This is a genomic window from Citrobacter sp. Cy070, from assembly GCF_030332245.1.
Taxonomy (GTDB): domain Bacteria; phylum Pseudomonadota; class Gammaproteobacteria; order Enterobacterales; family Enterobacteriaceae; genus Citrobacter; species Citrobacter youngae.
The window spans coordinates 14,785-38,401 of record NZ_JAOWIG010000047.1 but is presented as its reverse complement, the minus strand read 5'-3'; the positions used below and the strand labels follow the sequence as shown (position 1 = coordinate 38,401).

Annotated in this window: 26 protein-coding genes and 2 pseudogenes; 9 read left to right on the top strand and 19 right to left on the bottom strand. The window is 49.3% G+C overall.

Annotated features, from left to right (window positions below; genetic code table 11):
* Nucleotides 1–19: 19 nt before the first annotated feature.
* The 5 genes and pseudogenes from tnpB to OGY19_RS05630 form a co-directional block, all read right to left on the bottom strand.
* On the bottom strand, nucleotides 20–370 hold the full coding sequence (tnpB, locus tag OGY19_RS05650) for an IS66 family insertion sequence element accessory protein TnpB (protein WP_055322451.1): 351 nt from the start codon (nucleotides 368–370) through the stop codon (nucleotides 20–22).
* A complete protein-coding gene (locus OGY19_RS05645; RefSeq protein WP_055322452.1) occupies nucleotides 367–780 on the bottom strand; it encodes a transposase in 414 nt (137 codons plus the stop codon). The genes tnpB and OGY19_RS05645 overlap by 4 nt, the downstream gene beginning before the upstream one ends.
* Nucleotides 781–927: 147 nt before the next feature.
* Nucleotides 928–1,546, bottom strand: a pseudogene (locus OGY19_RS05640) (IS3 family transposase); the annotation flags it as partial.
* A 46-nt stretch (nucleotides 1,547–1,592) separates the two neighbouring features.
* A pseudogene (locus OGY19_RS05635) lies at nucleotides 1,593–1,958 on the bottom strand (IS6 family transposase); the annotation flags it as partial.
* 124 nt (nucleotides 1,959–2,082) lie between these two features.
* A complete protein-coding gene (locus OGY19_RS05630; protein ID WP_121527355.1) occupies nucleotides 2,083–3,741 on the bottom strand; it encodes an FAD-dependent oxidoreductase in 1,659 nt (552 codons plus the stop codon).
* Nucleotides 3,742–3,901: 160 nt separating this feature from the next.
* Here OGY19_RS05630 and OGY19_RS05625 point away from each other — a divergent pair, with 160 nt between their 5' ends.
* Nucleotides 3,902–4,252: an ArsR/SmtB family transcription factor gene (locus OGY19_RS05625; RefSeq protein ID WP_058799396.1), complete on the top strand. Its 351-nt coding sequence runs from the start codon at nucleotides 3,902–3,904 to the stop codon at nucleotides 4,250–4,252.
* Nucleotides 4,253–4,553: 301 nt separating this feature from the next.
* On the opposite strand, the gene OGY19_RS05620 is transcribed toward OGY19_RS05625, so the two are convergent.
* The 4 genes from OGY19_RS05620 to OGY19_RS05605 all read right to left on the bottom strand — a co-directional run bounded on the left by OGY19_RS05620 (nucleotide 4,554) and on the right by OGY19_RS05605 (nucleotide 6,502).
* A complete protein-coding gene (locus OGY19_RS05620; RefSeq protein WP_121527354.1) occupies nucleotides 4,554–5,030 on the bottom strand; it encodes a Dps family protein in 477 nt (158 codons plus the stop codon).
* 114 nt (nucleotides 5,031–5,144) lie between these two features.
* Nucleotides 5,145–5,540 (bottom strand): PaaI family thioesterase, encoded by a 396-nt coding sequence (locus tag OGY19_RS05615; RefSeq protein ID WP_121527353.1) that lies wholly within the window; start codon nucleotides 5,538–5,540, stop codon nucleotides 5,145–5,147.
* Between the two features lie 205 nt (nucleotides 5,541–5,745).
* A complete protein-coding gene (locus tag OGY19_RS05610) occupies nucleotides 5,746–6,207 on the bottom strand; it encodes a NifB/NifX family molybdenum-iron cluster-binding protein (RefSeq protein ID WP_121527352.1) in 462 nt (153 codons plus the stop codon).
* Nucleotides 6,182–6,502: a DUF134 domain-containing protein gene (locus OGY19_RS05605; RefSeq protein WP_094168986.1), complete on the bottom strand. Its 321-nt coding sequence runs from the start codon at nucleotides 6,500–6,502 to the stop codon at nucleotides 6,182–6,184. Before OGY19_RS05605 ends, OGY19_RS05610 begins: the two co-directional genes overlap by 26 nt.
* Nucleotides 6,503–6,806: 304 nt before the next feature.
* On the opposite strand from OGY19_RS05605, the gene OGY19_RS05600 reads away from it, so the two are divergent.
* Nucleotides 6,807–7,651 (top strand): IS5 family transposase gene (locus OGY19_RS05600; RefSeq protein WP_239177363.1). Its coding sequence is split into 2 segments (ribosomal slippage): nucleotides 6,807–7,152 and nucleotides 7,152–7,651, totalling 846 coding nucleotides; the frame shifts between segments, so codons are not numbered across the junction.
* A gap of 187 nt (nucleotides 7,652–7,838) precedes the next feature.
* Here OGY19_RS05600 and OGY19_RS05595 read toward each other — a convergent pair.
* Both OGY19_RS05595 and OGY19_RS05590 read right to left on the bottom strand, forming a co-directional pair.
* Complete coding sequence (locus OGY19_RS05595; RefSeq protein ID WP_121527350.1) at nucleotides 7,839–9,905, bottom strand: TonB-dependent copper receptor; 2,067 nt, start codon at nucleotides 9,903–9,905, stop codon at nucleotides 7,839–7,841.
* A gap of 71 nt (nucleotides 9,906–9,976) precedes the next feature.
* Nucleotides 9,977–10,423, bottom strand: coding sequence for a DUF2946 domain-containing protein (locus tag OGY19_RS05590; protein WP_071945999.1), 447 nt, complete (start codon nucleotides 10,421–10,423; stop codon nucleotides 9,977–9,979).
* Nucleotides 10,424–10,622: 199 nt separating this feature from the next.
* Here OGY19_RS05590 and OGY19_RS05585 point away from each other — a divergent pair, with 199 nt between their 5' ends.
* A complete protein-coding gene (locus tag OGY19_RS05585) occupies nucleotides 10,623–10,838 on the top strand; it encodes a hypothetical protein (protein ID WP_100245843.1) in 216 nt (71 codons plus the stop codon).
* Here the strand turns inward: OGY19_RS05585 and OGY19_RS05580 are convergent.
* The gene (locus tag OGY19_RS05580) at nucleotides 10,821–11,432 is read right to left on the bottom strand and encodes a DUF2913 family protein (protein WP_055322473.1); all 612 of its coding nucleotides are present in this window, start codon (nucleotides 11,430–11,432) and stop codon (nucleotides 10,821–10,823) included. The two genes, OGY19_RS05585 and OGY19_RS05580, sit on opposite strands and share 18 nt — an antisense overlap.
* Before the next feature lie 297 nt (nucleotides 11,433–11,729).
* On the opposite strand from OGY19_RS05580, the gene OGY19_RS05575 reads away from it, so the two are divergent.
* Nucleotides 11,730–11,861, top strand: coding sequence for a hypothetical protein (locus OGY19_RS05575; protein ID WP_055322472.1), 132 nt, complete (start codon nucleotides 11,730–11,732; stop codon nucleotides 11,859–11,861).
* Nucleotides 11,862–12,057: 196 nt separating this feature from the next.
* On the opposite strand, the gene OGY19_RS05570 is transcribed toward OGY19_RS05575, so the two are convergent.
* The 5 genes from OGY19_RS05570 to OGY19_RS05550 all read right to left on the bottom strand — a co-directional run bounded on the left by OGY19_RS05570 (nucleotide 12,058) and on the right by OGY19_RS05550 (nucleotide 15,674).
* Nucleotides 12,058–12,618, bottom strand: a complete 561-nt coding sequence (locus OGY19_RS05570; RefSeq protein ID WP_055322471.1) for a UCP030791 family putative phage-derived protein — start codon at nucleotides 12,616–12,618, stop codon at nucleotides 12,058–12,060.
* 77 nt (nucleotides 12,619–12,695) lie between these two features.
* The gene (locus tag OGY19_RS05565; protein ID WP_055322470.1) at nucleotides 12,696–12,935 is read right to left on the bottom strand and encodes a hypothetical protein; all 240 of its coding nucleotides are present in this window, start codon (nucleotides 12,933–12,935) and stop codon (nucleotides 12,696–12,698) included.
* A 167-nt stretch (nucleotides 12,936–13,102) separates the two neighbouring features.
* Nucleotides 13,103–14,310, bottom strand: a protein-coding gene (locus OGY19_RS05560) for an IS3 family transposase (protein ID WP_089617520.1) whose coding sequence is annotated in 2 segments (ribosomal slippage) — nucleotides 13,103–13,989 and nucleotides 13,989–14,310 — 1,209 coding nt in all. Because the reading frame shifts where the segments join, the coding sequence is not laid out codon by codon here.
* Nucleotides 14,311–14,670: 360 nt separating this feature from the next.
* A complete protein-coding gene (locus OGY19_RS05555) occupies nucleotides 14,671–14,904 on the bottom strand; it encodes a helix-turn-helix transcriptional regulator (RefSeq protein WP_055322469.1) in 234 nt (77 codons plus the stop codon).
* 134 nt (nucleotides 14,905–15,038) lie between these two features.
* Nucleotides 15,039–15,674, bottom strand: a complete 636-nt coding sequence (locus tag OGY19_RS05550) for an inovirus Gp2 family protein (RefSeq protein ID WP_069683792.1) — start codon at nucleotides 15,672–15,674, stop codon at nucleotides 15,039–15,041.
* Nucleotides 15,675–16,782: 1,108 nt separating this feature from the next.
* Here OGY19_RS05550 and OGY19_RS05545 point away from each other — a divergent pair.
* The gene (locus OGY19_RS05545) at nucleotides 16,783–17,553 is read left to right on the top strand and encodes a hypothetical protein (RefSeq protein ID WP_055321433.1); all 771 of its coding nucleotides are present in this window, start codon (nucleotides 16,783–16,785) and stop codon (nucleotides 17,551–17,553) included.
* A gap of 15 nt (nucleotides 17,554–17,568) precedes the next feature.
* On the opposite strand, the gene OGY19_RS05540 is transcribed toward OGY19_RS05545, so the two are convergent.
* Both OGY19_RS05540 and OGY19_RS05535 read right to left on the bottom strand, forming a co-directional pair.
* Entirely contained in the window at nucleotides 17,569–18,444 is an 876-nt protein-coding gene (locus OGY19_RS05540) for a hypothetical protein (protein ID WP_100245879.1), read from the bottom strand.
* 232 nt (nucleotides 18,445–18,676) lie between these two features.
* Nucleotides 18,677–19,621: a glycosyltransferase gene (locus OGY19_RS05535; RefSeq protein WP_055321435.1), complete on the bottom strand. Its 945-nt coding sequence runs from the start codon at nucleotides 19,619–19,621 to the stop codon at nucleotides 18,677–18,679.
* A gap of 535 nt (nucleotides 19,622–20,156) precedes the next feature.
* On the opposite strand from OGY19_RS05535, the gene OGY19_RS05530 reads away from it, so the two are divergent.
* The 4 genes from OGY19_RS05530 to OGY19_RS05515 all read left to right on the top strand — a co-directional run bounded on the left by OGY19_RS05530 (nucleotide 20,157) and on the right by OGY19_RS05515 (nucleotide 23,373).
* A complete protein-coding gene (locus OGY19_RS05530) occupies nucleotides 20,157–21,338 on the top strand; it encodes a hypothetical protein (protein WP_286596261.1) in 1,182 nt (393 codons plus the stop codon).
* Nucleotides 21,339–21,518: 180 nt separating this feature from the next.
* Nucleotides 21,519–22,190: an EcsC family protein gene (locus OGY19_RS05525; protein ID WP_055321436.1), complete on the top strand. Its 672-nt coding sequence runs from the start codon at nucleotides 21,519–21,521 to the stop codon at nucleotides 22,188–22,190.
* Nucleotides 22,187–22,438 carry a DUF905 domain-containing protein gene (locus OGY19_RS05520; protein ID WP_047058416.1) on the top strand — a complete coding sequence of 84 codons (252 nt, stop codon included), beginning with the start codon at nucleotides 22,187–22,189 and terminating at the stop codon, nucleotides 22,436–22,438. Before OGY19_RS05525 ends, OGY19_RS05520 begins: the two co-directional genes overlap by 4 nt.
* A 116-nt stretch (nucleotides 22,439–22,554) precedes the next feature.
* Nucleotides 22,555–23,373, top strand: a complete 819-nt coding sequence (locus tag OGY19_RS05515; protein WP_055321437.1) for a DUF932 domain-containing protein — start codon at nucleotides 22,555–22,557, stop codon at nucleotides 23,371–23,373.
* The last annotated feature ends 244 nt before the right edge of the window (nucleotides 23,374–23,617 follow it).

The following is a 23,617-nucleotide window of genomic DNA, read 5'->3' as shown; positions in this document are numbered from 1 at the left end:
TAATGTGGCTATGTTCTTTTTACAACATTGTCAGTGAGTTAAGGCGGGCGGTTTTTGGCTGACGCCAGTCCAGCCTATCGAGGAGCATAGCGAGTTGTGAGCGGGTGATGACGATTTTACCCTCGCGTACAGCAGGCCAGATGAACTGGCCATCTTCCAGCCGTTTGGTAAACAGGCACAGGCCGTCAGCATCAGCCCAGAGGATCTTAACGGTGTCGCCTTTGCGGCCACGGAAGATAAACAGGTGGCCGGAGAACGGATTTTCATCAAGTGCATGTTGTACCAGCTCGCCCAGACCATTGAACGATTTACGCATATCCGTGATGCCGGCAACCAGCCAGATACGGGTGCCTGACGGAAGGAATATCATTGGCTTCTCCCGGTCAGCTCACGGAGCAGCACGGTCAGCAACTCTGGTGACGGGTTCTCAAGCGTCATTTTGCCGTGGCGGAACTCAACACAACAGGAGGAGGCATTCAGCGCTGAGTACTGACCCGTGTCAGTATTCGTCTCACCTGTTGGCGCTGGATCAGATATCACTTCGACAGGCAGCATCATCGGTGATGGTGAAGATTCGATTGTTGCCGGAAGGCGGCGTGATATACGGCCTTCATCCTGCCAGAGCCGTAGCCATTTGAAGATGACGTTATCATTGACGCCGTTTTCACGGGCGATCTGAGCAACGCAGGCTCCGGGACGGGAAGCAAGTTCGACCATACGAAGCTTGAAGTCATTGGGATAATGTTTACGGGGTTCTTTTCGCCAGGATTGGGTTTCCATACTTAGATGTCCGTCTGTACAGGTGGGCGTCTAAGTTACCAGCATTGGCTTAATGGCTACATACGGCGCTGGGTTTACGCTTACGAAATGAGCGACTAAAACGATAAAGGCAGGATCGTCTACCGTGCTGGGTAGACTGGCCCCCTGTACGCGTTTGGCATTGATCACCGCCATGTCGTCCGTTTCTGATTGTCTGCGCAGCAGTACCCACACCCGACGATAACCATACGTAGGCAGATCGCCGATAACGGTATGGATACGATCCAGAGCTTCAATATCATCAGGCTTGCGCTTGCGTCGACGCTCCTGCCAGTAGGCAGAACGGTTAATTCGCAGTGACAGCGGCGCACGCGACATGCCCATGGTACGGCTGACAAGGCTTATTCGCCATCCTCCGGCAGCAAGGGCACGTGCGCTATCCACTTTTTTTGTCGGCCATATTCAACGGCTTCTTTCAGCAGCTCGTTTCCCATGGTTTTCTTGCCCAGCAGGCGCTGTAGCTCTTTAATTTGCTTCATCGAAGATGCCAGTTCCGACGCGGGTACAACCTGTTCACCCGCAGCAACGGCGGTGAGACTACCTTCCTGGTACAGCTTACGCCACAGGAACAACTGACTGGCAGCAACACGGTCATACCGGGTTCAAAGCTCTGCTGAACAATGGCGATTTTTTTCTGAAGGCTGCGCCGTCTGCGCTTCTCCGGCCCTAAAACATCCATCATCCGGACTCCAACGACTAGTCTAAAAACTAGTATTAAGACTATCACTAACTTAAGTGATACCAACTGTCTGGAGATTCATGGGGCCAGTCTACTCAGGCTCACCGTGGTGGCGAATGGCCTTGCGAAAGAAGCGTAAGGCAGCCGCAGCGTCGCGTCTGGCGGTCAACAGGAAGTCGACGGTCTGCCCCGCGGTATCAACCTCCTGGTACAGATATTTCCACTGGCCTTTGATTTTGATGTAAGTTTCGTCCATCCGCCACCGCCGACCTACATTACGCTTATACTGGCGGAACGTTTTATCCAACAACGGTGCCAGGCGCATAACCCAGCGATGAAGAGTGGAATGGTCAACGATAACGCCGTGCTGCGTCAGCATATCTTCGAGATTGCGCAGGCTGAGGGCGTAAGTCAGATACCAGCGAACACATTGAGCAATAACATCAATGGGATAGTGCAGGGGTTTAAAAGCTTTTCATATCAGAGGCATGGGCAGGTAACATTATAAAAAAACAGTATGTTACCCGACGACGTCTTAATGCGACAGAACCAGATGAGGTGCCATGTGTATGGCACCTCATCTCTTATTTACTCATTGACTCCATAACCGCCTGCCAGGTTATAAAGCCACCACTCAGATTATATGTCCGGAAGCCGTGAGCCTGCAGAATACGGTATGCCACATGCCCGCGCAGACCACTCTGACAACCGATAAAAATCTCTTTATCTACAGGCAATTTTTCAAGATTCTCCCGCAGAGAATCCAGAGGGATGGATAGCGCGTCAGGATATTCGCCAAATTGTTTCAGTTCTTCAGGAGAACGAATATCAACTAAACAATACCTGTCCGGTTCCCGTTGCAAAACATCGCTGACATGACATATGGCCGTATCTCCCCTGATGGCATTTGCCGCCACCATACCGGCCTGGTTAACAACGTCCCTTGCACTGTTAAAAGGCGGGGCATAAGTCAGCTCAAGATGCTCGAGATCGTTGACGGTAAGTCCCGCGCGCTGCGCGACAGACAGAACATCGATGCGTTTATCAACTCCTTTTTTCCCTGACGCCTGGGCCCCCAGAATTTTACCGGTATCGGGGCTGAACAGCAGTTTCAGACTGATCATCGTAGCCCCTGGGTAGTAACCGGCATGATCAGCAGCATGGACGTAAACCTTCTCGTATCGGGTACCATGGGCTTTCAGTTGCTTTTCATTCGCACCGACGCTGCCAATACTAAGCGAAAATACCTTACAAATGGATGTCCCCTGACTGCCATGGTAAAGGCTGTGGTGATCAAGCATGTTATCAGCAGCAATGCGTCCCTGGCGGTTGGCGGGCCCAGCCAGAGGAATATTAGCGGGTTCCTGAAAGACCAGGTCAGGTGTTTCAACTGCATCCCCCACGGCGTAGATGTCAGGAATACTGGTCTGCATACAGGCATTGACGCTTATACCTCCCCGTTTACCCACTTCGAGCCCAGCTACAGTGGCAAGGCTGTTTTCAGGTTTTACCCCGATGGCGAGAATAACCATGTCAGTCTGCAGAAAGCCACCGTCAGACAGTGCAACGCGGAATCCCGTTTCTGTCCGCAGCACCTCGGTGAGTGCCGTTCTGAGACGCAGATCCACGCCATGATTCCGGATTTCCTGATGCAGGGCTGATGCCATTTCAGGATCAACCGGAGCCATAACCTGTTCCCCCATCTCCAGCAGGGTAACACGGATCCCCCGTTCGCTCAGAGCCTCCATCACTTCAAGTCCGATGAATCCCCCCCCGACAAGCGTGGTGTGAGCGACGTTATGTTGCTCAATCCACGCTAGGATAGCATCCATGTCAGTAAGATTTCGGAGCGTAAAAACGCCCTCTTGCTGTAGCCCGGGCAAAGGAGGGACAACCGGCGCGGCTCCGGTACTGAGGAGTAGACGATCCCATACTTCGGTATGGATCTCACCTGAGGTCAAATTTTTAACTGTCACTGTTTTATTAACCGGATCCACTGACGTCACTTCATGGCAGGTACGGACGTCTATGTTAAAGCGGGATTTAAAATCCTCCGGAGTCTTAAGAATAAGTGACTGCCGTAACGGAATTTTTCCGCCTATATGATAAGGCAATCCACAGTTGGCAAAAGAGACATCGCTTCCCCGTTCAAACACAACAATACTGACATCTTCTGACAACCGGCGAGCTCTGGCTGCAGCGGACGCACCGCCAGCAACACCACCAACAATCACTATTTTCATTACATCCTCTCTGTTCACTCGGGGCAAAATGTCTGCCAGATATAATTAGTTACCCAGGCCAGCTGGACGCTGCAGACCTGGCGAACACGGTGGCAAAATTATGGCACCATCAGTATACTAAATAACATTATATAAAAATACATAATGTGAGAAACCAGCAATGCCCATGAATGAAGACACAAAACGTCAGACCGATATGAAAAATGCAGCCCTGGGGGCAGCAGATGTCTTACGGGGACTGGCTAACAGCGACCGGTTGCTGTTGATGTGCCAGTTAAGCCAGGGGGAAGCGAATGTGGCCGAGCTGGAAGCTGCAGTCGGTATCACTCAGCCGACCCTGTCTCAGCAACTGGGTGTAATGCGCCGCCTGAAGCTTGTCGAGACCCGACGGGCAGGTAAAATGGTATATTACCGTATTGAGGATAACCGTATCATGACGTTGTTAAATACCTTGTATGATCTCTACTGCCCGCAGGCAGGCACCGGTAAAGGAAGCCATAACAACGAATAATGTGATCCTGCTTTCCACGCAAACCGTTTTATCATTGCAGCATTAACCCTGTCAGGTTGTGAAGAGCCTGGCCGGAATCTGCGATATTATAACGGGAAAGCGACAGTGGTCCGGATATACCCATCGGTAATGCCTGTCCGGACTGTATTTATCGCTCACGCGTTCACTGTTTAACTTATTGATTTATCGGTTTTTATACTATTACGGTCAGAAAAAACAGCCACAGGAGCACGGATGGTACTGCACTGACAGCAATGGCCTGTGGCTGACAAACCGTTTTTTCTGCTGCCGCCGATTTACATTATTCAAGCAGGCTGCGCAACATCCAGGCAGTTTTCTCATGCAACTGGATGCGTTGTGTAAGCAGATCTGCTGTGGCTTCATCATTCGCATTATTAACAACAGTGAACAGGGAGCGCGCAGTTTTAACCACAGTCTCCTGGCCCTGGACAAGATTCTCAATCATGTTTTTTGCTGCTGGAATATCCTTGTCTTCATTAACAGCGGTTAAACGTGAAAATTCATGATATGTGCCGGGCGCGAAGCATCCGAGCGAGCGTATACGTTCAGCGATATCATCAACAGCAGTGGCCAGCTCATTGTATTGATTTTCAAACATTAAATGTAAGCTGTTAAACATGGGGCCAGTTACATTCCAGTGATAGTAATGTGTTTTTATATACAGGGTATAGGTGTCAGCAAGAAGCCGGGACAGACCGTCTGCAATCTCCACCCGGGATGATTCAGGAATACCAATATCAATTATTTGTTTACTCATAACTACCTCTTACACTGTTTAAGTGGGATATACGATATGCCATTATTCTTTCCGGTCTGAGCAAAACACGCCTCATATTTTTATAATAACCAGTTACACCTGGCGTCTGCCACACTAGCCATGCGCCAGAGCAATATCCTGCGACGGGACAATGAATTTCGCCGTGGCACGAGCCACTTTCTGCTGTCCCTTTGCCAGCCATGCTTCGAGCTGGTAAATCCCCCTGCGTTGCCCAAGCAGTCTGGCACAGGCCATCAGCTTGTCACCGGTACAAACGGGTGAAATAAATCTGACTGTCAGTTCAGCCGTCAGGGCCTGCACTCCCTGCATGAACAAGCAGTGAGTCATTGCGGCATCCAGCAAGGTACTCGTCATTCCGCCATGTAAAAGACCTGTATACCCCTGATGCCTGTGCTCGACCGTGTAGTCCGCATATACAGATCCATCCGGGTGTTCTGAAAAAATTAAGTCCACCGTATCAGGATTATTGTCACGGGTACCACAGACCATACAACAGGTATGATTCTTTCTGGCATTAAGATAACAATTCATCTGTTTCTGTTCAGCGTCCGGTTATACTGACGGGGTGCATCCGTAATTCAATCAGAAGGGGTTATAATACCAAGCAGTAATTACTGCATTTTCCAGTCATTCCGGCTCTTGGTTTACACACAATACGGGTCGGATAAAAATCACCGCCCGTGATGAAAGAAACTCAGGAATGGCAACAGCGCCCGTTTCCGTGATGATGCTGATGACGCCGCTGACACGCATTTTCTGCTGTGTTCCCATCAGAGTGACAGCACTTTTTCCCCTTCGCCTCATGGTTAAAGGACTGGCGCCCCTGCTCTGGCTTATTCAGTTCAGTCAGAACACGGGTATACGGATCACATAGTTCAGTGAACAAACAACGGCCACAGTCAGTCTGGTACACTGCGATGTTACGCTCCAGTAATTTACCCAGCATACGCTCCCCGATGTTACGGACTACAACGCGGCTAACCTGTTGTTGAACCAGCAGGTCAACCAGCTTCCGTTTACCTGAACAATCTGCGCCCAGAGCGGGATTCTCTGTCCGGCTAAGTTCTGTGCCGCGCTCATCCACAAAGACAAGGTGACTCGCTTTAGTAAAATGATTTGCTACCCGGTCGTCATTCACTGGAATGGCTGTGATCATCTTGTGTAACTCCTTCCTTTTCAGAGTACATTATTAAAGCCTTGCCCTGAGTGAGACAGTCCACAACCTTAAAACGGGCTGCTTTCAGGACATTGGCCAGTGTCTGCCTTGAAACCCCCATTGCAACAGCCGCTTCCTGCTGCTGCATGCCCAGTAAATCGACCAGTCGTAACGCTTCAAACTCATCATCTTTTAAATGAACATGTTCAAGCTGGCTCATCGGTCGCGCATTGGGCTTAAAACAGGTATCCGCAGGGCGGCCACAGATGTTACGGGGAATTCTGGGTCTTGGCATGAAGGCTCCTTATGGGCATATGCTATATATACACGCGTAAACTGGCATATGCAATATACTCGGCTCACCGGTGGAGAATTTTTTGCTTTGCCCTCGAGTATGTAAGTGCGCAGCAGGTCAGGGGAGAAGAAGGGAAAGAAAACAGACACTGTCTGAAACTCAATTGTAAGCGTCGCCTCAGTACCGTCTGGCTCTGGAATCACAACAGAGAAATGTTCCAGGTTTCCATTGGCAGATTATACTGGGCTGTGTCCCTTAATCATCTGAGTTATAGTAACTGTCTGTTTCCACAACATATTGAACTATGGCTCGCTACGATCTTCCCGATGAAGCATGGACTCTCATCCAACCCTTATTACCTGCTGAACCAGCAACACCACAGGCCGGACGCCCATGGGCAGAACATCGTATGATCATCAACGGTATGTTCTGGGTGTTGTGTTCTGGTGCACCGTGGCGCGATTTGCCTGAACGATACGGGCCATGGAAAACGGTCTATAACCGCTTCAATCGGTGGTCGAAGTCGGGAGTGATTAACATTATTTTCAATAAGTTACTTTCGGCTCTTGACGCTCATGGCCTCGTCGACTGGTCAGCGACCGCGCTGGATGGCAGTAATATCCGGGCGCTCAAATGTGCCGCTGGCGCGCAAAAAAACATCCCGATATCACCGGAGATAACAGCCTGGGTCGCTCTCGCGGTGGTTTTGGCACCAAAATCCATCTGGCGACAGATGGAGGCGGTCTGCCGTTAAACATCGTGCTGAGTCCCGGACAGGCCCATGACAGTCAGTTCGCACAACGTCTGCTGGACGGTATTGGTGTTCAGCGACAGAACGGCAGTATGAAGCGACGTGGTCATGCAGTGCTGGCTGATAAAGCCTACTCCGGGCATGCGTTACGTAATGAGCTGAAAAGAAAAGGTATAAAGACCGTCATCCCTCGCAAATCCAATGAGAAAATGGCGTCAGATGGTCGTTCACAGCTCGATCGTGATGCCTACCGCAATCGCAACGTTGTTGAACGTTGCTTTGGTCGCCTGAAAGAATACCGGCGCATTGCCACACGCTACGACAAAACGGCGAGGAATTATCTGGCAATGGTAAAACTGGGTTGTATCCGGCTGTTTTACAAAAGATTATGCAATTAAGGGACACAACCTGGTCTTCAACCCCTGAAATGCTGCTTTTGAAACCACATATACTGCCACGATAAATACCATAGATATGGCTATCAGGAACTATTTCCCTTCCAGGGGTTCGAGAAGTTTAAACATAAAAAAGTGACCTCATTTTCATTTAAAGCTCTTCAACCCGGCTCATTGAGCCGGGTTTATTTTAGAAAGTGACGTTAACTTTACTCCAGTACGTTCTTCCTGGTTCGTTTACAGACGTATTCGCGGAATAACCGAAGCTGCTGTTGCCAGCCAGATTCAGGTGCTCGCTATAGGCTTTGTCGAAGAGGTTATCTACACCTGCGCTGACGTTGATATACTTGTTCACTTTATAAGCGGCATTAGCAGAGAAAACTGCAAATCCCGGACTGCTGTCAAAATCTTTGCCGACGACATTACCTTCATTAATGGCAACGCGATGCTGGCTGCTGACAATGCGCAACAGACCCGTGCTGCTCCAATTACCTTTTTCCCAGGTCAGGCCCAGTCTTCCTTCGAGCGATGGAATTTGCGGCAGCGGCTGATGGTCGTCTGTATTTTTTCCCCATGAGTACGCCAGACTGGCATCCGTTTTCCAGCTCTCACTCAGTTGATAGCTCAGACCCGCTTCCCCCCCCATAATCGTGGCGTTCACGTTATCCACCTGGCTGATGTACGCATTATTAGGATCGTAACGGAACAGGATAAAATCGTTTACACGACCAATGTAAGCTGAGACCCAGCTTTCCAGACGCTTACCCTTGTATTGTGCGCCAATATCAATCTGGGTCGTTTTTTCCGTTTTGACTTTATTAAATGCATCCGTTGAGCCGTCTGGTCCATAGGTCGGAGAAAAAAGCTCCCAATAGTCAGGAAAACGTTCTGTATAACCTATTCCTGCATAAAACATTACCGGTATCTCAATCAGATTATGTTCTAAGCGGATAAAACCTGCGGGGAGCGTGTCAGTTCGCTTAGAAACGCCGACATCGGTGAAATTATCGACCAGAACCCTGTCAAGGCGCGCACCGCTAACGACTTTGCTGAGATCCGTAGCATTCCAGGTAAGCTCACTGAAAAGGCCATAATCATGGAAGCGAGCGTCTTTCGTCCATATGTCATCACCTTTGCTGCGGTGCGTATTTAACTGGGTATCTGCGCCACTTCGCAGCTCAAAGTCAGACCAGTTCCAGGTTCCCATCATCCGTCCACCAACGGTGCGTCTGTCGAGTTCCATCGCCATTGGCATCGCCATGTTCATTGAAGACCCCGAATCCATTGAAGAGCCCATAGAACCACTCATGTCCCGACCAGACATTCCTCGCGACATTCCGCTGCCTGGAGAGCGCAGGGAATAGTTGTCCATAATGTGGTCGGAATAGTTGTAATAGACATTGGCCTCAAACTTATCAAATACGTCACCAATGTTAGATTTATCAAAACGAGCCCCGAGACTTTCACGTTTAAACTGTGAGCCATCCATACTGCGCCCAGCATAACGGGCATCACCGTCACCTTTTCCGGCGGTCAGCTCCACTAACATATCTTTATCTGGTGTCCAGCCCAGCGCCATATCCCCGTTCCACTTATCCCATTTCGAAGGAACACGATCGCCATTGCCATCTTTGTAGTCGTAGGAACGTGATTTGTTACCCGTCAAACGTAAATACCCGTCTTCACTCCCAAGGCTGATATCAGCATTTTCATCCCAGCGGTTGTTGGATGCGGCAAGCAGGCTGGCTGTTCCCTGAATGCCTGGTTTGTCAAAGCGTGGCTGCTCCCGCTCAAAACGGATGGTCCCTGCCGAATTACCCGGCCCCCAGAGCACGGTTTCAGGCCCTTTGATCAGCGTCAGAAGATCAAAACTCTCCGGTGAGATATAGGAGCTGGGCGCATCCATTCGGGCAGGACATGCTCCCAGCATCTCACCGTTGTTTGTTAAAAGGCGAAGCCGCGAGCCGAACATGCCGCGAAAAACAGGATCGCCGTTTGTGCCACCATTACGGATTTGCGAGAATCCTGGAATCGTTTTCAGATAGTCAGATCCATCACTTGCAGGTACAGGCTGTCGTGGTGTTTTAGGTGAAGTAACAACCTCCATTGGAGAAGAGACCGGTGCAGTGACGATCATGACGGAGTCATCCTGCATTTGCATATGGTTGTGTTGTTCTTCAGCTACTGCGGTATTAGCCAGTAGAGCCATAAAGACCAGATAAACGAGCGGAGTGCGCACAAAATCGTGTTTTTTCATTACAAACCCTATTATTTTCGGCATAACCCACTATGGCTCATCAATGGATAAACCAGCGTTATGCAAATTTTTTATAAGTTGTCAGATTGCAGAGAAAAAACAGCAGGAGGAGCGCGTGCTTGTTGAGGGGGCCAGGTTCGAAGCACTGGAAGGAAAACTGCATTAGGTACAGGCGGCCATTGGACTAACGGCAACAACAGACACAGGAGGGTTGTTAGGATGACCAGAACAAACGGGAGATGGATCAGAAGATCGCAATAACCGCAGGCTATCACCTCCATAGGTGACATCGCCTGCTCGGACATCATCCGGTGGCCCATATCTGGCATAGTCTGGCAAGGTTCTGACATGATCGCGCGGTGATGCATATCAGACATGTTCATCACTGTGACGTTATGATGTTCACAGAAAGTTTGGTGAGAAATCGACTTTGAGATAACCGGCGCAACAAACAGCATGGCAATCGAAATGAGTGCCAGCCACGCTGCAATGCTATTCTTAGAAAAACGCCGGGACACAATGTTACCGCTTATTGGTTATTTTGGCGCAAGTGTATCTGATTTGGCTTTTAAATGTTACATAGTGTAAAAATAAGTTGCAGAGGAAGACCACAATTGCGACGGATGTCGCAATTGTGGTACAGCTGAACGTCCTGCTGAATAATTTTATCCGCCGATAGGCTGGTAACCCTACCACTCAGCTTTATCACGCGTTTCTGTGGCTCAGACTACTATCCCACTTGCACCTGAGCAAAGAACCAGGGTACCTGAAGAACAGCTTGAGCTGGCAAACTATCACAAAACCACCAACAGTTATCGCTTTTACCGGCGTCCGAGCCTGCTAAAATCTGGCCCTGACCAGGTTACCGCCATTGAGGTAGTGCTCAGATTACCTGATGCGTTGGGAATATTTGTTCTATTGCTCAGGCTGTAATGCGATCCTGTTCGAGGCCATCATGACCGACGGGAGGGCATAAGCCTGAAAAACTTCTGTACATGCTGACAGGTCGCCCGTCACCATAAATTCAACCGGCGCAACCAGTTTCCCCTCATCCGAAAATCCATGGATCAGAGCTGACTTTCTTACCAGAAGTACATCCGTATCGCTGTATTCCTGGACCAGAAGCGCTTCATTGTCCCAGTCGCCGTCACTCACAACCGCATTTACCCAGCCCTGCGATTTAAGTTGCCTGATAGCACAAGTCAGCCCGTACAAATCAGACTGAGCGGGTGCAGAGACTGTGCTGGATGACCACAAATATTTAAGACGACTGAATAAGCCAGCGGCAGGGCCTTTTTGGCGCCCAAGTACCATCAGACTCTCAATATCGGATGCGATTGCACGCGGAAACCGTTTTTGCTTATACGCCACCGTTAACCAGTGCAGCAAAAATGCATGCGTACTGAGTGGCGACAACGCCTGACCATCCTGCTGAGCGGTACGCAAGGCCACAAGGGAGCACCATGCAAAATGCGCAAGTGCCTTGACAGTTTGTTCAGGCGGTAAGGTATCGTGAGTGTTTTTCATTCTGGAAGTATATCTACTCAGAATCCCCCCTGGAAGACCAGGACAAGGATTGCACGCCTAAAAGCAGAAGATTAGCAGCCTCTGCATTATAGCAGCCATAACGGATCGCATCCGCGCTGTTTCCTCCTCACTCCTGTTCGTCGTTACAGGGAAAACGTCTGCTATAAGAAACGTGAGCGCAAGCGAATAACCATAATAAACTTAATGTCAAATATTGAAATGCAGCGTAGCCGCCCCAAAAAATACAGCAGCGGCATCACTCTGTTGCCGTGGTTAATCGTTTAAAAGGAAAGTGGTATGAGTCTGAAACCAGGTCCGAAACCCGTAGCTCCATCAACAGGAGAGCTTGATCAACGCCGCCGTGACAATAAAGATACGCCGGGAAATACTGATAAGTTAAAGCCCAGTAAGTCCTCGGGTAAAAAATAGAAAGCCAGTTATTTGCGCTGAAGCGATCAATTAGTGCATGAATCCGAGCTGTTATTCAAAAGCCCTGCGGGGCTTTTTTTGTTTCAATCTTCACCAGTGTTTTAGCCTGCTCAGGAGGTCTTTTGGTGATGTATTGCGGTAAACAGTCTTAAACCTTTAATAACGATACCAAAACGGGTACCTCATAAACAGGGTATTAACCTGCTATTCCAGTCCTGACCATAGTAACTGGCGCGTCCATGGCCTGTATCCATGCTTTCAGTTGATTAAATGGGGATGAGAATGAGCCACGGTCAGATCGACTGATGGATAACGATGCCATATTTGTCACAGCATCATAACGGATCCCACTGACCGTCTGCCCTGCATCGCATATGATTTCGCTCATATCCTGCAACGCGTTGTCGTTAAGCTGTGAAGTATTCTCCCCTCCCAACGTGTCAAGATTCATCATCAGCACCATCCGACAAACCGGAGCACTGGTTGCCCCCCATATCCAGCGTAAGACCGTCGGTGGTGAATGACGGCGAGTCTGCTGACGATTACGCGAATACTCGTCGGTGCGCTGCCAGACTTCGGTATGAAAACGCGACATCAATGACGGATAATCCGCAAGGTTCTCGCGGTATGGCAATTTCAGTGTAAAACCAAACGCGGCAAGTCGCGGATAATGATCAACGGCCTGCTGCAGAAAGGCACGAACGTGAGCCACATCAGCCAGATTTCCGGCAGTTGTGGCGGACAGGTAATGACTCATTGATTTCTCTTTCGTCGATAAAGGGAGGGCAAGAGTGCGAATGGCAGGAAAGGAGATATTGCTGCCCTCTATGCAGGTTAGCGGGCTCGCTTAGTCTCAAGTGACACCTGGTTGGGACAGGCAATAATTTCATCCCGGCCTGACATCGTGAGCACATGCTGGAAATATGCGTCACTGTCATCCTGAGCAGGCACCAGCACCACCGGATGGGTGCAATAGAAGCAGTAGAGCTTTCCTGTTGGCGGAAATCGGAAGTCTTTAACGTTAACCAGATAACCGAACTCATTCAGAGCGTATTTAGCGGCCTTTTGTTTCATATCTGTACCTTGAACTGTTATCAGAAAAGGAATTCAGGCAACGTTGATTAGTTGACCTTCCCGGGAGACGCTGTTGATACTGTGCTGAAGTTGCTGACAGGCCGATTTAAACTGCCTGAAATCAGCAGGTTGATCTTGACCCTCCATCTCCGAACAGCTTTTGTATCTTAAGTTAACGATGTCCGCTGCCGCCGGTATTCCCTCGGGGAGTGATATCCCAGCGCGCTGTGCGGGTGGTTTTCATTGTAATGCGTGAACGCTACTGCAAGGTTTCGCAGTGCTGTTCTCACATCCGGTTTTGGCATGAACGCGATATAGTCTTCTTTCATCGTTTTCACGAACCGTTCGGCCATGCCATTACTCTGCGGGCTGCTCACCGCTGTTGTGCAGGGCTCCAGATTCAGCTCTCTCGCGAACCTCCGCGTTTCATACGCGGTATACGCTGAACCGTTATCCGTCAGCCACTGCACCGCTGTGTCGGGCAACCTGTCGCCGAAGCGCTTTTCCACCGACCTCAGCATCACATCCTGCACGGTCGAACTGTCATAGCCTCCCGTGCTTGCTGCCCAGTCTATGGCCTCACGGTCGCAGCAGTCCAGCGCGAACGTTACCCGCAGTTTTTCGCCGTTGTCGCAGCCGAACTCGAAGCCATCTGAACACCAGCGCATATCGCTTTCTGCCACCGCTATCTTGCCCTTATGTTCACGCTTCGGTCGCTCTGGTTTGTGATGCAACAACAACAGGTTATGCTCGCTCATTATCCTGTAAAGCCGTTTGGCATTCACAGGTGGCTGTCCCTCTGTGCGACGTTGCTTGCGCAGGATGCCCCACACGCGTCGATAACCATAACTCGGCATATCGCTGATAATGTTGAGGATAGCCGACAGTATTTCTGCGTCTGCTTCTTCATTACGCCGGTTACAGCGCCTGTCCTGCCAGTCGGCAGAACGGTTAATCCGCAGTGACAGTTGCGCACGCGACACGCCCATGGTCCGGCTGACCATGGCTATTCCCCGTCCTTTGGCAACAAGGGCGCGTGCGCTATCCATTTTCGCGACTGACCGTACTCCACGGCTTCTTTCAGGATCTCAACTTCCATCGTTTTCTTGCCCAGAAGGCGCTGAAGCTCCCGGACCTGCTTCAGAGCAGCAGTAAGCTCAGAAGCAGGAACGACTTCCTCTCCAGCCGCAACGGCGGTGAGGCTGCCTTCCTGATATTGCTTCTTCCACTTAAACAGCAGGCTGGGCTGGATACCATGCAGGCGGGCGACATGGGAGACATTCATACCCGGCTCCATCGTCTGCTGGATAATGGCGATCTTCTCCTGAGGAGTTTTACGTTTACGGACTTCTTGCCCTAACAGGATCCCGGTCATCTCAAAATTGGCGTTAGTGTTAGACATATATTCAAGCCTATCTCTTATCTGGAGATACAGCTACTGTCCGGTGTTTCAGGGGGCTACATCACTGAAATCAGCAGGTTTTGCCCGATGGCAATGAAATGAGGTGGCTTTGCTCAAGTGATTTAGCGCCCTTGCGCGCCAGCTCTGCCGCTCATCGTTATTACAGCATCCATACAAAGCATCCTTATACGTTCTCAACAGGGTGATACAGGAACGGTATTCCGCCACTGTTACATACTGCGTATTTTCGGTGAGTTTCATCTTTACGTTATTCCTGTTCTGCAGTGGTGAGGTGGCCCCTGGCGGGTACTGGTAGCGTTGAAAAACATGGAGTCAGGACGAACGGGATTCAGCCATTCTTTCCTGCATCCAGGCTTCCACTTCACTTTTACGCCAGCGACTGCTACGACCAAGCTTGATGGGTTTAGGGAACTGGTTCTCAGCAATCAGTTTGTAAAACCACTTGTCGGTCATGTTTGTGTAAGCGGTGATGAAGTGCATATCGATAAGTGGATCGTCTGCATTCAGTAACGTTGTTGCAGCTGCGGCGCTGGTTTTGGTATTCATGCGTTTATTCTCCCTCTGATTGATTAGTGACAGGAGAAGACCGGCTGGTTGGGTAACATTGTTCGCCGGTACTCCTTCAGAGGATTACGCTCATCGGTTAAAAAATACTGGCGCTGCTGTTTAGCTGGCAGAGACTACTTCTGGCTGGCCCCCATTGAGCGCTCATTCGGGCTGTAGACTTTGGTGTTTTCTTTGGCGAGATAACTGAGACGAAACACCAGGTGATTAAAGTTGTTAACGAAGTCAGGTGCGTTACGGTCAAGGATATAAACACCATTTTTAGGGAAATGAACCAGGGGCTGATACTCATCGTATCCTTTCAGATCCAGCGCACTCAGCCACGCCTGCCGGATCATACTGGCGAGATTATTCTCCTCCGAATCAAACCGGCCCAACCCCCGGAACAGGTCTTTGTTGAAAAACATCACCAGGTGGTAATGCGGAGATTCAGCAGAGTCACTCTCCTTTACCCAGAAATAACGAGGGGTACAGGCATGTGCTTTCTTTCCTTCTTTCAGCAGCATTTTCCTGTAATGCCGGATTTTGGCTTTTACTGAACAAACAAAACGGCTTAAAAGGTCAGCCTGTAAATTCGGATGACATGTTAACGTATCATCCCGTACCCATGATGGTGATAAACGTAAATCAACACGTACGGCTAATGTCCGGGCATGTTCATCGAGAGCGTACTGGAGAACATTTTCTATTTTCTTTAGATAATTGGCGTTTAATGAGCCATGGCGATGATCAAGTAATTCTGAATCAAACATAAAGTAATCTCTTACGGGTATTAATAACAAATACACAATTGAGCTATGACTGACTTGCCAATCAGTTGCAGATGGATTTTATTGCAGCGAAATGGTGTCACTGATCAGATTGCAGGATAATTAACATCAGGAGTCAGAACTGGATGAAGCAATGCGTTAATACGCGGGGTAGATTCTGGTTACGTTATCGCTCAAACATGTTGCGTTGCCATTTAACGTTAAACCTTGCATTAATGCACACTAAAAGACAAACAATATCTGGAATACCTAATAACAATCTCAAATGAACATTAAGTGTTCTCACTATTAATAACTGGTAGTGATGTACATCATTTCATAGTTAGGTACAGTGTTCTTACCAATGATACTCATTGATTAAATGTGATAATAACATATAACACATGTGATACTAATAGATATCAATATATAACACACACCAATATATATTACTATTACCGACCCTAATCAGGTTATCAGCAGTATTTTAACAGACATCATAGTAGCGGTTTCTTGGCAAAAAAGAAGGATTAAATCACTCTCAAGTTAGCAACTCACATCAGGCATAAAATTTAATACTACCTATAGTAATTACCTGTTCTGCAATTGCACTTAACTTAGAATAATGGAAGAACAGATAATCGCAAGTTAGCCGACCTACCCACTACCGCAAACCATAAAGCTAATCTCAATCAGAAGTCGAACCAAATCCCAGAATAACCAGGTGATTTAACGTGCTACATTTCCACCGGGAGGTAAACGGTTATGCAACTCATATCATGTGGACGGATGTAAAAAATTACCCAGGCAGTACTCCCTGATGCTTCTACTCAACCAGCGTCAGTTCTTTTCGATACCAGCCTTTCGCATCACTCTCATAAAACAGGTGATCCCTTTCCATAATCAGAATACTCCCTCCATACTGAAGTGGGTATAGAATCACTAAAGAAACAGGCATGTATTTTTTAAAGAAGACTATTTAAAGAAATTGTTTTACATTTATAAAAACTATAATTAAGCTTTCAACTAGCTTTTTTAAGAAATGTCAGATGCCAGACAGTGACATTTTGATAACAGAAAGATAGAAAGATCAATCTCGAGGAGAGTATCTATGCGTCGACCTGAAAATAATCAACAGCGACCAAATCAGGCTCATTCTGGAGCAAACCATTCACTTAGTTTTATTCCGGCAGATCAAAGTCGCCTGCTGGACTGGGTCGACTCAGAACGCATCACGTTCTGGTGCTGGCTATTTATCAGGAGTGCTTCATGCGCGTTTTTAGGTAAGCAGATAGCTGACCTGCAGGATAGCGATATTCCTTATAAGTTTTTTGAAGTCAGCAGCAATCCGTCAACGCATGATGAGCGTAGGGTTGCAGTGAAAAAATACTTTGAGGAGATGGAGAAAAAAGCGGGCCGGGCTACAGCTTATGAGATCATGCTTGAAATGCAGGATGAGTGGTTATTTATTGCTGATAAAACAAAGGATATGTCGTGGCTTCCACGTAAAGAATCAGTAGTATGCTGGGCATGGGACTACATCAGAAAGCTATCCTGTTTCAGCAACAAAGGCATCTCATCCTGGTTTCAGCCACGCAATGTAACCGAAAAAAGAATGGCGATCATCGCTGCGTTTGACGAGTTATTCCCGGGAGAATATATACACAGGCTTGACATCATTAAGTACAAAAATCATTTAATAACGAATCTGAAGGCTGCGTATGATAAAAAAATGGGCAGTAAAAGCGATAAACTCAGGACACAGATTAGCGTAAAAATAAGCAAACATGCAAAAGAACGGCTCGATACCCTTATGAAGGAAAGAGGTGCCACACAACAATCCATTATCGAACAATTGCTGCTGAACGGGACGCTCGACTGACAATTGCTTATGACGTTACTCTGACCATTTCTTTTTTTTACGTTTGATATAATTACGTTTATTGGCAGTAAAAAGATAACGAGTATGAACAGCCTGTACAAATGATCTAATGGCTTCCCTTTTTGCCTGCAAAGAGGGAAACGATTCCTGATGCTCGCGAATAAAGCAGGAAAAGAAATCCCCGTCATCAGGATACAGAAAGGTAAAGAACAGGCTGTCGCCTAACGAGCTCAGCATATGTTTATCTTTGATTATCCGGAACAAGTCCCATAAAAGATCATGTTCTTTACTGTATCCAAGTCGCTTACATTCGAGCGTAAAAAGGATAAACGACGGGGCAATTTTTTCTCCTGTCATGCCATAAACTTTAATATCAGGATCTGTTATCTTTCTGATTTCTTCCGGCGTCGATGGCAGATGACGGAGTTTCTCATTTACTGCCGTTTTTGAACCAAACGCCCTGCTTAATGCAGCATACAGACTCCCTTTAAACTCCTGCACTGGCATATGTTTCGCTGCATTTATTTGTCTGTAGGCATCCACTTTTCTCCGTACAGAGCGTGGGATAATCATATATTGAGCCCCCAGGGATGAGTGAAGGGTACTCCGTTTATGAACCGGAGAGATTTCAACCCAGGAGGAAAATCCTGCAGCGTTTTTTATCCAGCTAGCCGCCAGTTGCAGGAGGTATAAATCCCGAACATCATTAAAATCAAAGACAGATCCCGGTGCTGTCGGATCAGTCTTATCCGATACGAAAACACGTCCTGTTCGCTTCAGCATCCGCTGGGTTGCCAGCCACACCTTACCTGATCTCAACGCGTCCGAATGCTGTTCAGCCTGAATGTCGTTCAGAAATTGTCGTCTTGATGTCAGTGGTCCGGAGCTCATAACGTCGTATCACGATTGAAGAAAATTTCACGTCTATATTACCTCAGTGAACAGCCTGCTGATGCCTTTTCCTCCTGAATTTTCCATACTCAATACAAAACAGCAGACAGGTTTACTTCGTTCATCAATTTATGCATATCACACGTGACTGTTGATGACTCGCCCTGTCAACGAACACAACCCTATTCCGGCCTGTAGTTGCACACTGTAAGTCAAAATTCCATACCGGGGATCACCGGTAAATTTTCACAACGAATTTCAGCAGAAAAAAGACGTCGCTCAGGCTGCTGACACCCGCAATCAGTTGCCGGAAGCTGATTCGCTCCCTGAACAGCGATCGGGTTGCCTGCCTGTTGGTAATTTTACGGCGGTAAAGCCCGAGAAAATGACGGCACTCAACCAGCGCATGCTTTCTCAGGGATGTTCTGATTGCATGGTGCTGTGGCAGTGATGAGAGCGCGAGAATGTCGCTGATAACGTCAATATAGCTGTGTGCACGGATATCGTAGTAGTCCTGCCGGTGGGTAATCGATGCCGTGTTCGTGATGTAGAAATAGTCCTTCCTGTCTGCGAAATAAAACAGACCGTTTGCAGCGGCGAGGTTAATCGTCCAGAGAATGTCCTTGTGGCTTTTCCCCTCCTGAAAGCGCAGATTATTCTTCCTGATATAAGACGAGCGAACCATCTGCAGCCACAGGTAGTGCGGCCATTCTTTCTGCGTCACACAGTGGTGTATCCAGGCATGACCGTTGAGCGCGTGACCATAAGGCTGTTTACGATGAACCGGTCGCCGCTGCAGGCAACTGCTGTTGGTATGCCAGCCATTGAAAAGGGCAACATCGGCCTGAGCTGCTCGTGCGCTCTTCAGACGCTCCCGGAGAAACCCCTCTTCAATCCGGTCATCCGCATCCAGAAAAACCACCCATTCACCGCTGTGAACCGACAGCGCGGTGTTACGTGCAGCATATACACCCTGATTTTCCTGATGAACAAGGATCAGCCGCTCATCAGTGATGGCGTTGAGTATGGTCGACGTTTCGTCGGTAGAGCCATCATCCACAACAATCACCTCAATGCTGAGTGTTTGCTCGCTGAGGAGTCCATGCACCAGATGACCGATGCTGGTCTGCGCATTGAAGACCGGGATAATAACGCTGACATCAATTTCAGTCTGCATATCGGGCTACGCTTTCCCTTCGCTGTCATCTTTCTGACGCCTGACGAGGAGAATGCGTTTTTCCCTGATTTCCTGCTCAGTATCAAATAAGCACTCGTCGCAGTATTCCTTATCAAGCCCAAACAGTCGGCTGATGATGCCCCTTTTTTTGTTACATCTTGCACATCGTTTCATTCCATCCCCTGTATGACTTTTACTCAGCCAGCTTCACGCTTAGCCGGATAAACCTTCTTAAAAACAGTGCATTACAAAGACTCATCACTGTCCCATGATTGTCTTTACAAAATTATTAATTGATTATACAGATCGATTATATCAAATCGATCGATAAAAACGATCATGATAATGTTGATTACCCGCGCCTGGGCATAGGTTTTTGACGGGGCATTTCCACGGCCCGGAAGGGTTATCAACAACGAAGAAGACAGGACGAAGGTTTCCCGCTGATTAGCGAGGTGATGAGTACTTTCAGGAAGTAAAACCATTCGGGAAGCAGACTCGTTTCCCGCTCAGCAATAAAAAAGGAGAAAATTGAATGAAAAAATACCGTCCAAATCAGAAAACCCTGCTGGCTGTTGTGCTCAGCATGGCGGCGTTTAATGCCTCTGCCGCCTGGACCGTCAATGGTACCTTCTGCCAGTCGTACAGCGATGACGGTCAGGTTCTGCTACGGGTTAAGCCGTCAACGATTGGTATTAATGAGAATAAGCCGCAGTGCGGCGGTCGTGGCACCACTGAACTTGCCGGGAGTAATTTCAGGATTAATAACACCTCTTATCCATCCAGCGTGATGTGCAACAGCCAGTCCCGGTACCAGGCAGTGCAGACAACCGTGGCAACCCGTGATATTCAGTCAGTTATTAATGCATTGAAAGAAAACAAAAAAGTCAGCATGAGCACGTTTGGTTCTTCCTTTACCTTCAGTACCGCTGATTTTGCCAGCGCGTGCGGCCCGGTGATTAATCAGAAGGTGGCTGATTTCGATCCGCAGTCAGAATACAAACGGGACATGGCCAGGATGGGTTACAAGCAGGATGAAAACGGCCAGTGGCATAAACAATCCAGGCAGGCATATTCACGCGAAGCTGACCCGGAAATAGCTGCCAGTTACAATCCAAAAGCGGGCGTTGCTGAAGGTTCCGGAAAAGGTGGGTTCCATGGAGACGGAACCAGTAAAAATCTTTATGGGCCAGGTAGCCAGGCGCAAAAAGATGCAGAAGCGGCAAACGAAGCCCGCCGCCTCGCGGCAAAAGATCGTGTGTCGAAAACACCCCCAAAAATAACAGAACCAGAGAAGCAGACAACTCAGCAGTCTGCCGATTTCCCGGTGAATGCGTTCTGCACCCTGGATAACGGGAAAAATGTGGGAGTCTTTGCCGCCGCAGGGCAGGATTATCGTTACACCTACACGGATAAAAACGATAAACCCGAGCTGGAGTTAACTGAAGGGCTGTTCGGCGTGAAGGCCTTCCATTATCACGCACCACTGGGCATGGGGTCTGCCAGCTACATCCGCTTTAACAAAGGTGTCTATGACTATATTCTGCTGAGTAAAGACACCGGTCATGAAGAGTTTCAGGGTATTCGGGTGTACAAAAACGGAGACCTGATATCGACCCATGAATGCAAAACCCGTCTGATGCTCGATACTCGCCAGCTTCCCCAGGATAGTCACGTTGACAACGACAAAATGGGTGAACACTTCATCCTGAACTGACCGTAAAAATCATTAACCACAGGAATACCCCCGCCACGACAAGACCTTATACCAGCAGGCCACATCTCTCCAGGGAACGTGGCCTGTTCTTTTTATGCCACTGACAGTACCCCACCGGCCAGGCTCATCACAGCGATGTCCCTGGCCTTTCTTTTATCCACTGTTTAAGCAGGAGAACCAATGGAAAATAACGATGAGATTGACGTTGAGTATCACGATGAGATGCCTGCAGAGGAACACAATCCCCGCAGTATTCAGGCAATGATGGGCTGGCTCTATGACAAAGCCGTCAGCGGGATTGCCGGGATCGAGTCGGCTGAAACCCTGGCAGAACGCTATCTCGCCGATGCGAAGGGGGATGTGACAAAAGCCGCCCACTCGATGATCCGCTGGGAGAGCGTCAAGGCGGGCAGTACCGGCTTTTTATCCGGTGTGGTCGGGGTGGTGGCGATGCCCGTCACGCTGCCGCTGAACATCACCAGCGTACTGTTTCTCCAGACCCGACTGGTAGCCGCCATCGCCTGCCTTGGCAAACGCAGTCTGGCTGACGAACGTATCCGGGCACTCGCCGGGCTGTGTCTGTGCGGTAACGCTGCCAAAGCGCTGTTGCAGGAAGTGGCGCTACAGGCGATGGAGAACTGGACCCGGCCCTTCACACGGAGGATTGTGGAGAAAACCCTGGTGCTGATGGCTGCCCGTGCCGGTGTACGCACCAGTGGTCAGTTTATTCGTCTGGTGCCACTGGCCGGTGGTGTGGTCAGCGGTGCGGTGGATGTCACCACCACCCGCACGATTGGTCGTATTGCCTGCACCACGTTTCTGCCACCTTACCCGGGACAACGGAAATCATGAAAAACTACCAGACACCTACCTTGCCGTCAGGAGCATTCACCCGCACTCAGGCTGAAGCTGTCGCCGCTGTTTATATCAATATTGCCATTGAAGACGACCAGGGCTCCCATTTCCGCCTGGTCATCCGTGACATCGACAACACACTTATCTGGCGGGACTGGAATTTTGCTCCCAATGCTGGCGTGATGCTCAATCGCTATATTGCCAGCCATGGTATCTCTGTTTCTTCACCCTCTGGCGGTAACTAACTGCAACTGGCGTCCATCGCCGTTCTTTATCACATCCGCCCTCCCCTGTATCAGGCCATGTCTCTTCGGAGCATGGCCTTTTGCCTTTTATACCGTTCCATTAAGGAGTTTCCACTATGCGAATAGCCAGCCGTTTTGGCGCTGCCAGCCTCGTGCGCCGCGACCGCCCGTTAACCCGCGATGAACTGGCGCACTACGTGCCCAGCGTCTTCAGCGAAGAAAAACATGAATCCCGCAGCGAGCGTTACACGTACATCCCGACCATCACCCTGCTGGATAACCTACAGCGGGAAGGCTTCCAGCCGTTCTTTGCCTGCCAGACACGCGTGCGCGACCTTAATAAACGCGACCACACAAAGCACATGCTGCGCCTGCGGCGTGAGGGGCAAATCACCGGCAAACAGGTCCCCGAAATCATCCTGCTTAACAGTCACGACGGCTCCAGCTCCTACCAGATGCTGCCGGGGTTGTTTCGCTTTGTCTGCCAGAACGGGCTTGTCTGTGGCGAAACCTTTGGTGAGGTGCGCGTGCCGCATAAGGGCAATGTGGTGGAGAAAGTCATTGAAGGGGCTTATGAGGTGCTGGGGATATTTGACCGGGTTGAAGAAAAACGGGATGTCATGCAGTCGCTGGTACTTTCTCCGCCGGCACAGCAGGCCTTCGCAACAGCCGCGCTGACGTACCGCTTTGGCGAAGAGCATCAGCCGGTAACGGCATCACAGATACTGACGCCCCGACGCTATGAAGACCGTCAGGACGACCTGTGGTCAGTGTTCAATCGTTGCCAGGAGAACCTGTTGAAAGGGGGTCTGCCAGGACGTACTGCCAAAGGCAAACGCAGCCATACCCGCGCGGTCAGAGGCATAGACGGCGACGTTAAGCTCAACCGGGCGCTCTGGGTAATGGCAGAAGAACTGCAGCAGGCGCTGAGCTGATGCCACCGCTGCCTGATAACGCCCACCAGGCCACCCTTTATCCGACCGCTCTGGAAAACAATCCCTGCAGCCGCTCCATCTCCGATGACGACCTGTGTGCCTGGTGCTCGCACCTTCTTTACCGACCCGGTGAACTCAGCCTGTGCAGGTTAAGCCGGAGTGACGGGCTGGACTGCGCATAGCCATCCTCATCACGGCGTGACGACCAGTGCCCCTCCGGGAGGCTTAAGCTGCATCCCCAACC